General features: G+C 65.4%; 14 protein-coding genes. 10 read left to right on the forward strand and 4 right to left on the reverse strand.

Translation table 11 applies throughout. From position 1 onward, the window contains the following. The 4 genes from VFJ08_RS03900 to VFJ08_RS03915 all read left to right on the forward strand — a co-directional run. Window positions 1-705: ABC transporter permease (locus VFJ08_RS03900; RefSeq protein WP_324995373.1), on the forward strand; the 705-nt coding region annotated here is incomplete at its 5' end. 78 nt (window positions 706-783) lie between these two features. Further along, the gene (locus VFJ08_RS03905) at window positions 784-1,812 is read left to right on the forward strand and encodes a substrate-binding domain-containing protein (protein WP_324995375.1); all 1,029 of its coding nucleotides are present in this window, start codon (window positions 784-786) and stop codon (window positions 1,810-1,812) included. A 150-nt stretch (window positions 1,813-1,962) separates the two neighbouring features. After that, window positions 1,963-2,733, forward strand: coding sequence for an SDR family oxidoreductase (locus VFJ08_RS03910; RefSeq protein WP_349256947.1), 771 nt, complete (start codon window positions 1,963-1,965; stop codon window positions 2,731-2,733). 89 nt (window positions 2,734-2,822) lie between these two features. After that, a complete protein-coding gene (locus VFJ08_RS03915; RefSeq protein ID WP_324995379.1) occupies window positions 2,823-4,625 on the forward strand; it encodes a monovalent cation:proton antiporter-2 (CPA2) family protein in 1,803 nt (600 codons plus the stop codon). 157 nt (window positions 4,626-4,782) lie between these two features. Here VFJ08_RS03915 and VFJ08_RS03920 read toward each other — a convergent pair whose 3' ends face one another. Further along, on the reverse strand, window positions 4,783-5,661 hold the full coding sequence (locus VFJ08_RS03920; RefSeq protein ID WP_324995381.1) for a phosphatase PAP2 family protein: 879 nt from the start codon (window positions 5,659-5,661) through the stop codon (window positions 4,783-4,785). Window positions 5,662-5,787: 126 nt separating this feature from the next. On the opposite strand from VFJ08_RS03920, the gene VFJ08_RS03925 reads away from it, so the two are divergent. Continuing rightward, window positions 5,788-6,588: a DUF1206 domain-containing protein gene (locus VFJ08_RS03925; protein ID WP_324995383.1), complete on the forward strand. Its 801-nt coding sequence runs from the start codon at window positions 5,788-5,790 to the stop codon at window positions 6,586-6,588. Between the two features lie 7 nt (window positions 6,589-6,595). On the opposite strand, the gene queA is transcribed toward VFJ08_RS03925, so the two are convergent. Beyond that, complete coding sequence (queA, locus tag VFJ08_RS03930; RefSeq protein ID WP_324995385.1) at window positions 6,596-7,618, reverse strand: tRNA preQ1(34) S-adenosylmethionine ribosyltransferase-isomerase QueA; 1,023 nt, start codon at window positions 7,616-7,618, stop codon at window positions 6,596-6,598. 115 nt (window positions 7,619-7,733) lie between these two features. On the opposite strand from queA, the gene VFJ08_RS03935 reads away from it, so the two are divergent. The 3 genes from VFJ08_RS03935 to mscL all read left to right on the forward strand — a co-directional run bounded on the left by VFJ08_RS03935 (window position 7,734) and on the right by mscL (window position 9,312). Continuing rightward, window positions 7,734-8,372 carry a glutathione S-transferase N-terminal domain-containing protein gene (locus VFJ08_RS03935; RefSeq protein ID WP_324995386.1) on the forward strand — a complete coding sequence of 213 codons (639 nt, stop codon included), beginning with the start codon at window positions 7,734-7,736 and terminating at the stop codon, window positions 8,370-8,372. Window positions 8,373-8,414: 42 nt separating this feature from the next. Continuing rightward, window positions 8,415-8,822: a hypothetical protein gene (locus tag VFJ08_RS03940; protein ID WP_324995388.1), complete on the forward strand. Its 408-nt coding sequence runs from the start codon at window positions 8,415-8,417 to the stop codon at window positions 8,820-8,822. Window positions 8,823-8,883: 61 nt separating this feature from the next. Then, window positions 8,884-9,312 carry a large-conductance mechanosensitive channel protein MscL gene (mscL, locus tag VFJ08_RS03945; protein WP_324995390.1) on the forward strand — a complete coding sequence of 143 codons (429 nt, stop codon included), beginning with the start codon at window positions 8,884-8,886 and terminating at the stop codon, window positions 9,310-9,312. Between the two features lie 11 nt (window positions 9,313-9,323). Here mscL and VFJ08_RS03950 read toward each other — a convergent pair whose 3' ends face one another. Beyond that, window positions 9,324-9,773, reverse strand: a complete 450-nt coding sequence (locus VFJ08_RS03950) for an SRPBCC family protein (protein WP_324995392.1) — start codon at window positions 9,771-9,773, stop codon at window positions 9,324-9,326. Window positions 9,774-9,913: 140 nt separating this feature from the next. On the opposite strand from VFJ08_RS03950, the gene VFJ08_RS03955 reads away from it, so the two are divergent. Then, on the forward strand, window positions 9,914-10,297 hold the full coding sequence (locus tag VFJ08_RS03955) for a hypothetical protein (protein WP_324995394.1): 384 nt from the start codon (window positions 9,914-9,916) through the stop codon (window positions 10,295-10,297). Between the two features lie 72 nt (window positions 10,298-10,369). Continuing rightward, on the forward strand, window positions 10,370-11,881 hold the full coding sequence (locus VFJ08_RS03960; protein ID WP_324995396.1) for a protein adenylyltransferase SelO: 1,512 nt from the start codon (window positions 10,370-10,372) through the stop codon (window positions 11,879-11,881). 4 nt (window positions 11,882-11,885) lie between these two features. Here the strand turns inward: VFJ08_RS03960 and VFJ08_RS03965 are convergent. Beyond that, on the reverse strand, window positions 11,886-12,889 hold a 1,004-nt coding region (locus tag VFJ08_RS03965), incomplete at its 5' end, for an enoyl-CoA hydratase/isomerase family protein (protein WP_324995399.1).

Here is a 12,889-nt window from a genome sequence, read left to right on the forward strand (position 1 = left end):
AACGACCACGCCGGCGTCGGTTGGTGCCTGATCGCGATCGCGGGCGGTGTGATCGCCGGTATGCTCATTGGCGCCTTCAATGGCATCGCGGTGGCGTTGTTCAACATTCCATCCTTTGTCGCCACGCTCGGCACGCTGTCGATCGCGCTCGGGATCGGCTATGTGTTCAGCGCCGGCCGGCAGATCGCGATCGCCAACGAGCCGTTTCGCAATATCTCGATCAACGCGTATTTCGGGATTCCGATCCCGATCTACATTATGTTCATCGTGTTTCTACTGCTGTGGCTGGTGCTCTCCAAGACCCGCTTCGGCCGTTATATCTATGCCGTGGGCGGCAATATCCAGGCCGCCTTCGTGGCCGGATTGCCGATTCGCCGCGTGCTGATTTCGGCGTTTGTGATCTCGGGCGGATTGTCCGGGCTGGCCGGCGTGCTGCTGGCCGCCCAGATCACCGCCGGCATCGCCTCGACCGGTTCCGGTTACGAGCTGACCGCCATTGCCGCGCCCGTCATCGGCGGCATCAGCCTGGCCGGCGGCCGCGGGTCGATCGCCGGCGCGCTGTTCGGCGTGATCCTGCTCGGCACCATCGACAACGGCCTGACGATTCTTAACGTCTCGCCGTTCTACCAACACATCATCCGCGGTTTCATCATCATCCTGGCGGTCCTGCTGGATACCCTCGCCAGCCGGCGCAAGCTGGTCTGATCGCCGGGATGGAGCGAATTACAACCAAACCACAGCCGGCGTGGCTGTGATCGCAAGCGAGAAAACAGGAGGACGATCATGAAATCATCATTCATCAAGCGGGCCGCGGCCGCGCTGCTGGCGCTCGGTTGCGTGGCCCTGGCCGGGCCGACGCAGGCGGCCCAGGACGAGCCGGTGACCGTCGGTTTCACCGTCTATGCCATGTCGGGCTGGGTGTCGTCGGGCAAGGAAGGCGTCGAAGCGGTGGCCAAGGCCAACAACGTCGATCTTCGCTGGGCCAGTGCGAATGGCTCGGTCGCGAGTCAGGTCGCCCAGGTTAAGCAATTCATCGCGCAAAACGTCGATGCGATCATCATCGATCCGGTCGATTCCTCGGCACTTGGCCCGCAGATCAAGGAGGCCAAGTCGCGAGGCATCGAGGTGATCGGCACCAACGTGAAGATTTTTCCGCCCGGCGCGCAGTATTTAACGTCTTATGTGGGTCCGAACGACGTGCTGGCCGGCGAGAACGAAACCAAGGCACTGGTGAAGAAGCTCGATGGCAAGGGTAATGTGGTCATTCTCAAGGGCCCGCTCGGCCAATCGGCGACCATCGATCGTACGCAGGGCATCGAAAACGTACTCGAGAAGCACCCGGACATCAAGGTGCTGGCCCAGCGTCCGGGCAACTGGAAGCGCGCGGAGGGCTACAACATCACCGCCTCATGGCTATCACGCTACGGAACCAAGATCGACGGCATCATCTCGGAGAACGATGATATGGCGGTGGGCGCGATCCGCGCCATGCGCCAACGGCGCATCACCGATATACCGGTGGTCGGCGTGGACGGCATTAAAGCGGGGCTCAAGAATGTAGCCTCCGGTCGCCAGTTGATGACCAATCTGCAGGATGCACCGCTACAGCTTGGTATGGCGCTGCAGGTCGCGGTCAACGCGGTCCACGGCGAAGCCGTGCCTCAAAAGATCATGATCGACATGCCGGTTGTGACGGAGGACAACGCCGATAAATACCTGAAGCAGATGTACGAAAATCGGCAACAGTTCTTGAAGAACCTGCCGGAGTTGATCAAGAAAAATCTCGCTTCGGGCCATTACGGCCGACAGTAAACGCCTTGGCGGCGCCGTGGCCGTTGTTCCCCAGCCGGAACACCGGCCACGGTTGCCGCCCGTCGCGGCGCTCGCTCGATCATCGGGCTCGATCCGGTGTGGGATCGACCGTGCCTTGTTCGAGGGTGCGGCAACTTATCTTACGCGGTGATTCCCATGGAATATCAAGGCTATGACAAAAATTTCTCGCTCACCGGCCGGCGCGCGCTGATTACCGGCGGCGCGGCCGGTATCGGGCGGGCGATCGCGGAACTCTATGTCGAGAAAGGCGCCCGGGTGGCGCTGGTCGATCGCAGCGAACAGGTCGTGACCGCGGCCGGCGAGATCGGCGGCGAATCGGCGGTCGGCATCCAGGCGGACGTGACCGACAGTGCCGATGTGCAGGCCGCGGTCGATCGCGCGGTCGCTGAATTGGGCCGCATCGATGTGCTGGTCAATAATGCCGGTGTGGTTGCGCTCGATTGGGCGGAAGAACTTAGCGAGGCCGACTGGGATCTAACGCTGGACGTGAACCTCAAGGGCGTGTTCCTGATGTGCCAGACGGTGGGCCGGCACATGCTCGAAGCCGGCGGCGGGCGGATCGTCAACATGGCCTCGCAGGCCGCGGAGGTCGCGCTGGACAAGCATTTGGCCTACTGCGCCAGCAAGGCCGGCGTGGTCGGCCTGACCAAGGTGCTGGCTTCCGAGTGGGGGCCGCGCAATATTTGTGTCAATGCGATTTCGCCGACCGTCGCGCTGACCGAGCTGGGTCGCCGCGCTTGGGCCGGCGAGGTGGGCGAGCGGATGAAGGAGAAGATCCCGGCGCGGCGCTTCGTTTATCCGGAGGAGATCGCCGGCTGTGCGCTATATTTGGCCAGCGATGCCGCGGCCATGATCAACGGCGCCAATCTGGTGATCGACGGCGGCTACAGCATTCAATGACAGCCGGTGCGGGGCTGGCCGGGCCTCGCACCAAGCCGCCACACGTTCTAAGCTGGCACCCATAAGAATTGGGTATCAGGGAATACGGGTTGAGCGTCACATTAGTCGAAGTCGTGATTTTTCTTGCCGCCGCGGTGGTTGCGGTGCCGATTGCCCAGAAGCTGCGCCTGGGTTCGGTGCTCGGGTATCTGCTCGCCGGCATGGTGATCGGGCCGTGGGGGTTCGGCTTGATCGGCCGGGTCGAGGAGGTCTTGCATCTGGCCGAATTCGGCGTGGTCTTCCTGTTGTTCATTATCGGTCTGGAAATGCAGCCGCGGCGTCTTTGGGCGCTGCGCCGGGCGATCGTCGGCCTGGGCGGGCTACAGGTGTTGCTGACCGGCGTGGCGCTGACGATCGCCGCGACCTGGGTCATGCGGCTGCCGCCGGCCGCGGCCGCGGTCGCCGGTTTTTCGCTGGCGCTGTCGTCCACGGCGTTCGCGGTCCAGATGCTCAGCGAGCGCGGCGAAATGACCTCGCGCCACGGCCGCGCAGCCTTTGCCACCCTGTTGTTCCAGGATCTGGCGGTGATTCCGATTCTGGCGCTGCTGCCGTTGCTGTCGGTCGGGCACGCCGAGATCACGCTGCTCGGCGGGCTCGAAAAGACCGCCAAGGCGGCGGCCGTGATCGCCGGGCTGGTGATCGGCGGGCACTATGTCTTGAAACCGGTGCTGCGGATCGTGGCGGCGACCCGCATGCAGGAAATCTTCATCGCCATGACGCTGCTGATCGTGGTCGGCACGGCGGCGGTCATGGAAACCGCCGGCATTTCGGTGGCGCTCGGCGCCTTCGTCGCCGGGATGCTGTTGGCCGATTCCGAATATCGTCACGAGCTCGAGGCCAATGTCGATCCGTTCAAGGATCTGCTACTGGGGCTGTTTTTTATCGCGGTGGGCATGTCGATCAACCTCGGCCTGTTCGCCTCGCACCCGTTGTATCTACTCGAACTGACGCTTGGTCTGTTCTTGATCAAGGGGCTGATTTTGTTCGGATTGGCCCGACGGCACGGGTTGAGTTGGACGGCGTCGCGGAACGTGGCGGCCTATATCGGCCAGGGCGGCGAATTCGCCTTCGTGATCTTGTCCACCGCGGTCGCCAAGCATCTGTTCGTGCAGACCGAGGCCGATTTGCTGGTGGCCACGGTCACGTTGTCGATGGTGCTGACACCGTTCGCGGTGCAGGGCACGGCGCTGGCCAACCGCTGGTGGGCGGGCGAAACCAAGGCCCCGAGCTACGATGCGCCGGTCGAGTCCGAGCATCCGGTGATCATCGCCGGCTTCGGGCGGGTCGGCGGGATCGTGGCGCGCATGCTGCGCGCCAAGCACATCGGCTTCACCGCGCTGGAAGCCAACCCGGCCCAGGTCGATTTCGTGCGCCGGTTCGGGGGCAAGGTCTACTACGGCGACGCCTCGCGGCTGGAAATGCTGCGCGCCGCGCGCGCCGAGGAGGCGAAGGTGTTCGTGTTGGCGATCGCCGATATGGAAACCTCGCTGCGCACCGTGCACGTGGTGCAGACGCATTTTCCGCATCTGACCATCGTCGCCCGCGCCCGCGATCGCCGGCATGCCTACCGGCTTATGGATATGGGGGTCACGGTGCTTCAGCGCGAGACGTTTTTATCCAGTATCGCCCTGGCCGGCGATACCATGCGGGCGCTCGGCGTCCGCCGCGAGGAAATCGAATACGCCAAGAAGACCTTTCGCAATCATGACCAGGCGCGGTTGCTCGAGCATTATAAGGTGGCCGACGACCAGGAGCGTCTGGCCCGGCTCGCCCGCGAGTCGGCGGCCGAGCTGGAGGAGCTGTTCGAACGCGATATGGTCGATGCCGCGGACGAAAATACGCGCAAACGCTGAGCCATGATCGGCGGCTATAACCGAAACCGATTTGCGGTCGATAAATAAACGCCGATGCACACAAAATAAAGAAAATTCATTGTCATTTGCATTTTTTCGTGTTCATTTGCGGACTGTTTTCGTCTTCCTTTTGTGTCCTTGTTTTTACAGGTTGGTATTAGGGCCGCGCCGAACGCTCGTTGAGGTATTCGGTCAGCGCGAAACCGGCCAGCAGCCAGAAGCCGCCGACCAGCAGCCCGGCGATCACGTCGCTGAAGAAATGAACCGATAACAGCAGGCGGCTGAATGCGATCAGGACGATCAGTACTACGCTCCAGTAGGCCAGCTCGAAGCGTACCGCGGTGCTGCGCAGATCGCGCGCGATCGCGTAGGCGATGAAACCGTAGATCGCCAGCGCGCCGGTCGCATGACCGCTGGGAAAAGACGGTGTGGCCGCACTGGCAAAGGTCAGAAAATCCGGGCGGGCGCGATCGACGGCGTATTTGGCGGTGTAGGTCAGCGCTTCGGAACCGATCACGGCCATCATTAGCCCCGGGATGTAGCGAAACCTGCGGTGCGCCCATAGAAACGCCGTGGCGACCAGCACCACCGCGAGCAGGGTCATGATATCGGCCAAGTGGGTGATCTTGGCGAAAACATGCAGTAGATCGGCGTTGCGCCACGGCGCCAGTGCGATGTTGATCCGATGGTCCATCTTCACGATTTGATCGCCCTCGATCACATCCTCGGCGAGATCGGTGCCCAGCGACACCAGATAGCCGGCCAGCAGCACCATGAGCGTCAGCGGCAGGCCGGTGAAGCGATCGATGGCGAAGCGAGCTGCGACCCAGGCGCTGGTGCGCGGAAAGCGCGCGCTGACGGCGTTTGCCAGCCGTTGCCGTCCGGGCAGGCGCTGCGCCGATCGAGTGGCGATCCGGCCGGTTTGGGGCGTGACCCAGCGCAGAAAGCGCCAAATCAAGCCGGCCAGCACACGGCCGACGATCAGCGCGCCGACGAGCAGCAGCGTCAGCCACCAGAAAGACAGGGGATCGTTCACCGGAACTCGCTTGGGCCCATCACCCGATCAGTATACGGATCAAGCTACAAGCCAGGGGTCTGTTACGATCAGCTAACGGGCCGGTATCCGGCCATCACGGCGATTCTTCGGGGGCAAAGCCGATCCATGCACACCCTGCGATTGACCGTGCGCTGGCTGGCTCGTATCGGCTACGGCGCGCGCGGCTTGGTTTATCTGTTCTTCGGCGTTCTGGTGCTGCGCGCGGCCTGGGAGCTATCCGAAGCCGAGGATGTGCGCGGCACCCTCAACGCGTTACAGGGCGAGCCCGGCGGCCAGATCGTCCTGTTCGCCCTGGCGATCGGGCTGGCCGCCTACGGCATCTGGCGGTTGGTGCAGTCGCTGCTCGACGTCGACCGGCATGGTTGGGGGCCGGCCGCGCTGGCGGTGCGCGGCGGCCTGCTGGTCAGTGCATTCAGTTATGGCTCGTTGGCCTGGGCGGGTTTTGCATTGGCGATGAGCTGGTCGAGTGGCCAGGGTCGGAGCCAACCCGTTCAGGATGCGGTGGCCGCGACACTGCAATGGCCGTACGGGCGTGAGCTGGTGGCCGTTCTTGGTGCGGCCATCGTCGGCGTCGGCATCGCTCATATCGCCAAGGCCGCCCGAGGCAGCTTCCGCAAATGGTTCGACGCCTGGCCGGGCGCGATGTGGTGGATCGACCCGGTCAGCCGGATCGGGCTGACCGCGCGTGGGCTGCTTTTCATCGGGATCGGCGGATTCGTGGTCTATTCGGCGATCACCCTCGACCCCAGCGACGCCAAGGGCATGGAAGGTCTGCTGAGCTGGGTCCAGCAACATGTCTATGGCCGAATCATGCTCGCGGCATTGGGCCTGGGCGTCATATTGTTCGGCTGCTACAGCCTGATCGAGGCGTTTGTGCGCCGGGTCGGGCTTGGCGCGAAGGTTTAGACTTCGGCTAACCAATGAACATCGCGTCGCCGTAGCTCAGAAAACGATAGTTGGCGTCGACCGCGTGCGCGTACGCGCGCAGGATGTTGTCGCGCCCGGCGAAGGCGGACACCAGCATCAACAGGCTCGATTGCGGCTCGTGGAAGTTGGTGAAGATCGCGTCCACGGCGTAAAAAGCATCGCCCGGCTTGAGAAACAGCTGCGTTTCGCCGGCATACGGCGCGAGCCGGTCATTGTTGGCCCGGGCCGCGGTCTCCAGGCTGCGCACCGCGGTGGTGCCGACCGCGATCACGCGTCCGCCGGCCGCCCGCGCCGCAGCCGCCTGATCGCATAGTCGGCGACCCACCTGCAGGCGCTCGGCATGCAGCGTCTGATCGCGCACGTCGCCCTCGCGCAGGCGCTGATAGGTGCCCGAGCCGACGTGCAGGGTCACATAGCCGAAGTTCACGCCGCGCTCGGCGAGTGCGGCGAGCAGCACGCGATCGAAATGCAGGCCGGCGGTGGGGGCGGCGACCGCACCATCGTGCCGCGCCCAGATTGTTTGATAGCGCTCGCGATCGGCGGTTTCGTCCGGGCGCCGGATATAGGGCGGCAGCGGCACGTGGCCATGGCCGTCGAGCAGGTCATGTACCGAGGCCTGATCGGCCAGCGTCAGCGTATAGAGCTCGCCGTGTCGGGCCGCGACCGTGAGCCGAAAATCGCCGATACGAATCTCGGATCCGACGCGCGGCGGTTTGTTGGCGCGGATCTTGGCCGTCAGACGCGCGCCGTCGAGAATACGCTCGAGCATGACCTCGACGGCGCCGCCGCTGGCTTTGCGGCCCGGCATACGCGCCGCCAGCACGCGGGTATCGTTGAATACCAGTAGATCGTTCGGCCCGAGCAGTTCGGGCAAATCCACTACCCGGCGATCATCGCGATGTCCGCCGGCCCGTTTGAGCACGAGCAGGCGCGAGGCGCGGCGCTCGGCCAGCGGCGTCTGGGCGATCGAGCCCTCGGGCAGAACATAATCGAAATCGCGCTTGTCCATGGTCGATATAGGGTCGATATAGGGTCGATGTCCGGCGACGGCGCCGCGATTGTGGCTATACCGCGCTCGGCGGACAAGCCGCCGCCGGCGCCGTGCGTACGCGGCGCGTTGCGGTATGATCGAAATCATGCTGTATCTGTACGAGTACGAAGGCTGTCCGTTTTGCAGCGAGGTGCGCGAGGCGTTGATGATGCGCGTGCTCGATGCCGTGATTTTTCCGTGCCCGCGCGGCGGCCGGCGGTTCCGGCCGCAGGCCGAGTCGGTGGGCGGACGCCAGCAGTTCCCGCTGCTGGTCGACGATGCCAGCGATACCGTGCTCTACGAATCCGACGATATCATCGCCTATCTAGATAGGTACGACGATCGGCGCGGCGAACGCGCCGAGGCGTCGGCCGCGGCGGGCGAACTCGGCGTGGCCGCCGGCGCGCGCATTCGCGGCTTGCACGGCATGCAGGTCGCCGATCGACAGGGGCGTCTGCCACCGGAGCGGCTGCTCGAACTGTTCAGCCGCGAACACGATGCGCACGCCGGCGCGGTCCGTCGCCTGTTGAGCGCGCTGGAACTGCCCTTCGTGTTGCGCAGTCCGTATATGCGGGCCGAGGCCGACGCGACGCCGGGCTGGGTTCGCCGCGCGGCGCCGGATCATATCGATGCCGATCGCCCGCCCGTGCCCACGCTGATCGATCCGAACACCCAGCGCGCGCTGTTCACGCCGATGGACATCGCCGAGTATCTGAAAACGCAATACGCCTAAAAGCGCCGGACGCCGCGACGTTCGGCAGCGGAGATTGTCGCCATGTGGAACCGTCGAGTGCCGATGTTGGTTGTTGCCGCGCTCGGACTGGCCGGCTGTGCGAGCCAAAAGCCGGTGCTTTATGCCCGCGGCGGCGGCACGCCGCCGGGCGGCGAGCAGGCGATAGCCACCTGTACGAATCTGGCCCAGGCGGCCGGGCTGGATTATTCCAAGGGGCGGATCGGGCGCCGCGCGGTCGAGAACGGAGCCGTGGGCGGCGCCGGCGGCGCCGTGGCCGGCGCTATCTACGGCAATGCGGCGCGCGGCGCGGCGGCGGGCGCCGCGGGCGGCATCGCCGCCGGGCTGGTGCGCGGCCTGTTCCATCACGACAGCGGCCCGGCGCCGGCCTACCGTGCCTACGTCAACCGCTGTCTGCGCGATCGCGGCTACTCGCCTGTGGGCTGGAATTGACGCGCGGCCCGGGCGGCGACGGCGCTACACTGGTGCGGTCATTTCTGTAGGGGCAGTCGGCATGCGCTTTTGGGGCGAGTTCAAGAGCTTCGCGGTGCGGGGCAACGTGATCGACCTCGCGATCGGCGTGGTCGTGGGGTCGGCGTTCGGCAAGATCGTGACCTCGCTGGTCAACGATATCGTCACGCCGCCGTTGGGCTTTCTGATCGGAAATGTGAATTTCGCGAATCTGAAATTCACCCTGCGGCAGGCGAGCGGCGACACGCCGGGCATCGCGATCAACTATGGCAGTTTTATCCAGACGGTGATCAACTTCGTGATCATCGCGTTCGCGATCTTCGTCGTGGTGCGGATGCTCAACAAGCTCAAGCGCAAGGAGGCCGCAGCGCCGAGTCTGCCGCCGGCGCCGTCGCGCGAAGAGGTGCTGTTGACCGAGATCCGCGATGCGCTACGCGAGCGCAATGCCGGCGCCGGTCCGGACGCCTCCTAGGGCAACAGGTCCTAGCCGCCCAGCCGGCGCGCCCACACCGCCAGCGCGCCGCGATAGGCCAGACGCATCTGGGCGGCGAACACGGCGGCGGTCAGGTCGGCGCCGACCGGCGTGGTGCCGCGCAGGCGCGATGTCCAGTGCACGCGGGTGCGGTTGGCGGCGGTACCCAGCGGCTGGAGCATAATCCGCGCGCCGATATGCTCGATCGGCAGCGGGCACTTGATGATGCGATAGCCGAGTGTCTCGCCCGGCTTGTATTCGGTGATGCGTTCGACGAAACGCATGGCCGGCAGCACGATCACGCGTTCCGCGCCGACCCCGCCGCGCTCGGTCTCGCCGGGCGTGCGCAGCCAGGCTTCGCGTACGCCGGGCAGACTGGCGTAGCCGGCGTGATCGGCGACGACATCGAATATCGTGGCCGCATCGGCCTCGAAATCACGGCTGACGTGTAGCGTATGCATGGCTCGATCCGCGTTGAAAAGACGCGCATCCTAGCGCGTTTGCGCCCGTGCTGTCGTCGTCGGCCGGCGACGCGGCGACCCGTGTCGGGCGGCGCGCGCTGCGCTAAACTAAAGATAAAACCAACTGCGCGGAAACTGCCATGAACAGCTGCTCGACCACCGCTCGCGGCTTGGCCGCGGCCACGATCGTACTGATGCTGGCCGCCTGCATGGATCATCCGCCGCCGCCGCGTCATCCGGGGCCGTACGACGATCCGGTCGATGCGTTCGACGCGACCGATGCGCCCTATAATCCGAGTGCGCGCGGTCCGAATCAGCCGTTATCGCAAGATCTGGCGCATCTGCGCGATGCGCGTGCGGCCTACGAGCACAGTCAAGCGGCGCAGGCCGCGCGGCTGCAAAATCAACAGGAGAAGTGTCGCAACCAGCCGAACGCGAAGCTGGTGCGCATCCACGACGGCACGGACGATCCGGATGCGGTCTTTTGCCAAACCCGGCCGGGCGGCGACGACGACGGATCATGACCCCGGCGCGCCGCCGCCGGATCGGCGGCAAAAACGCTTGTCTGTGCGCCGCCTCGTCGCCACCGTCGGGATATGAGCACGATCACCGATACAACCGATCTCTGGGCGCTGGATTGGCGTAATCGCGGCGCCGCGTTGGGCGAGCCGTGGTACACGCGCCAGCAGCCCACGGCCATTAAGGCGCCCTATCCGGTCGTTTTCAACGACGACGTGGCCGCGCTGCTCGACATCGATGCCGAGCGCGCGCGGCGTGAAGGCTACGCCGAGGTGCTGTCCGGCAATCGTGTGCCCGAAGGCGCGCTGCCGGTGGCGCATCGATACGGCGGCCACCAGTTCGGCGTCTGGGCCGGTCAACTCGGCGACGGCCGGGCGATCACGCTCGGCGATATCGTCAACGCGCGCGGCCAGAGCTACGACATCCAGCTCAAAGGCGCGGGCAAAACCCCGTATTCGCGCTTTGCGGACGGCCGCGCCGTGCTGCGCTCGACCGTGCGCGAATATCTGGGCAGCGAAGCGCTCGCCGGGCTCGGTATCCCCACGACCCGGGCGCTGGCCATAGTCGGCAGCGATGCACCGGTCTATCGCGAAACGGTCGAGACCGCGGCGATTGGCACCCGCGTCGCGCCCTCGCTGGTGCGTTTCGGCAGCTTCGAAATGCTGTTCTACAACCGGCAGTTCGACCGGCTCGCGCCGCTGGCCGATCACGTGATCGAAACCCATCATCCCGATATCGCCGCGATCGGCGACGCGTGCGAGCGCTATCGCGCCTGGGTGGCGCATGTCATCGCGGTGACCGCCGAGCTGGTGGCCGACTGGCAGGCCGTGGGTTTCTGTCACGGCGTGCTCAATACCGACAACATGTCGGTGCTGGGCCTGACGCTGGACTACGGCCCGTTCGGCTTCATGGACAGTTTCAACCCGTGCTGGATTTGCAACCATACCGACGATGCCGGCCGCTATGCCTACAATCAGCAGCCGGCGGTCGGGCTATGGAATCTCGGCCGTTTCGTCCAGGCGGTCCTGCCGCTTCTCGCCGATCAGCCGGAGGCGGCGGTCGAGGCCGGGCAAAATCTGCTCGAGGCCTATCGCGGCAGCTACGATCGCGCCTACCAGGCGCGCATGCGGGCGAAACTCGGCCTGCTCGACACGGCCGAAGGCGACGCCGATCTCGTCGAGCGGCTGCTCAAGCGCATGGCCGCCAACGGCGCCGACTTCACCCGTACGTTTCGGGCCCTCGGCCATGTCTCGGCCGACCCCGGGGCGACGGGCGCGCCGTTCGTGGATGAATTTGTCGATCGCGACGCGGCGCACGCCTGGCTGGCCGACTGGCGCAAGCGCTTGGGTAATACGGCGGCCGACGACGGGCAGCGCGCGCAGCGGATGCGCCTGACCAACCCGAAATACGTGCTGCGCAACTATCTGGCGCAGGCGGCCATCGAACAAGCCCAGGCGGGCGATTGCCGCGAAATCGAACGCCTGCACGCGATTTTGCGACGGCCGTTCGACGAACAGCCCGAGCACGCCGATTATGCGCGGCTGCCGCCGGACTGGGCGCGGGGTCTGGTGCTGAGCTGCTCTTCGTAGCGCGTCAAAACGTGACCGGCGCCAGATCGGCGAGCGGGTGTGGCCCCGACCACGCGTCTTCGAAATGCGCATCCACGTAATCGGCGGGTACATCGGCCACGCTTTGGTGGCGCCATTGCGGATTTTGGTCCTTGTCGATCAGCAGCGCGCGCACGCCCTCGGGCAGATCGGGGCGCGCGCAGCACTGTAGGGCCATCGCCAATTCGGTGCGCGCCACGTCGGGTAGCGACAATAGACAGCCGGTCTGGAGTTGGCGGTGGATCAGATGGGCGGTCACCGGGCACCCGGCGGCGATATTGGCGCCGGCTTCCGCCAGCCAGCCGTCTTCGGCCTCGGCTAGCGCCGATAGGCGCTGCACAATGGTGACCAGATCCGCGCCGGCGGTGGCCGCGCGGATGGTATCCAGATGCGCGGCGAGGCGGGCATGGCCGGCGGTCGCGGCCGGTTGCCTGTTTTCCGCCGCGCCGAGCACGGCCGCCACGGCCGCCTGCGGATTACGCCAGTCCTCCACCGCGGCGAGGGCATCGAGTACCTCGTGCTTGGCTGCGTGTTCGATCGCGTAATCGGCCAGGCCGGAGAACAGCGCGTCGTCGGCGTTCAGAGTCACGCCGGTCAGGGCGATGAAGCGGGCGAGATAACGCGGCATTCGATTGAAGAACCAAGTCGCCGCGCAATCCGGGAACAGGCCGATTTTGATCTCGGGCATGGCCAGCCGGCTGGTCTCGGTGACCACCCGGTGCGATGCGCCGGAAAACACGCCCATGCCGCCGCCCATGACGATGCCGTGGCCCCAGGCGATGCAAGGCGTGTTCAGCCGATGCAGATCGTGACAAAGCCGGTATTCGTGGATGAAGAAACGCCGGGGATAGTCGGCGTCCGCCTGGCCGATCGCCGAACGATACAGGTTGACGATATCGCCGCCGGCACAGAAGGCCCGGTCGGAGTCGGCGTCGATCAGGATGGCCACGATATCCTCGCGCGCCTCCCAGCGCTCGAGCGCGGATTGTA

The sequence above is a fragment of the Salinisphaera sp. genome, assembly GCF_035690525.1.
In the GTDB taxonomy this organism is placed as follows: domain Bacteria; phylum Pseudomonadota; class Gammaproteobacteria; order Nevskiales; family Salinisphaeraceae; genus Salinisphaera.

Excerpts from the sequence above, each read along its gene's own strand:
- VFJ08_RS03905 (WP_324995375.1), top strand. The coding sequence starts at position 784 with ATGAAATCATCATTCATCAAGCGGGCCGCGGCCGCGCTGCTGGCGCTC.
- VFJ08_RS03925 (WP_324995383.1), top strand. The coding sequence starts at position 5,788 with ATGCACACCCTGCGATTGACCGTGCGCTGGCTGGCTCGTATCGGCTAC.
- queA (WP_324995385.1), bottom strand. The coding sequence starts at position 7,618 with ATGGACAAGCGCGATTTCGATTATGTTCTGCCCGAGGGCTCGATCGCC.
- VFJ08_RS03935 (WP_324995386.1), top strand. The coding sequence starts at position 7,734 with ATGATCGAAATCATGCTGTATCTGTACGAGTACGAAGGCTGTCCGTTT.
- VFJ08_RS03940 (WP_324995388.1), top strand. The coding sequence starts at position 8,415 with ATGTGGAACCGTCGAGTGCCGATGTTGGTTGTTGCCGCGCTCGGACTG.
- mscL (WP_324995390.1), top strand. The coding sequence starts at position 8,884 with ATGCGCTTTTGGGGCGAGTTCAAGAGCTTCGCGGTGCGGGGCAACGTG.
- VFJ08_RS03950 (WP_324995392.1), bottom strand. The coding sequence starts at position 9,773 with ATGCATACGCTACACGTCAGCCGTGATTTCGAGGCCGATGCGGCCACG.
- VFJ08_RS03955 (WP_324995394.1), top strand. The coding sequence starts at position 9,914 with ATGAACAGCTGCTCGACCACCGCTCGCGGCTTGGCCGCGGCCACGATC.
- VFJ08_RS03960 (WP_324995396.1), top strand. The coding sequence starts at position 10,370 with ATGAGCACGATCACCGATACAACCGATCTCTGGGCGCTGGATTGGCGT.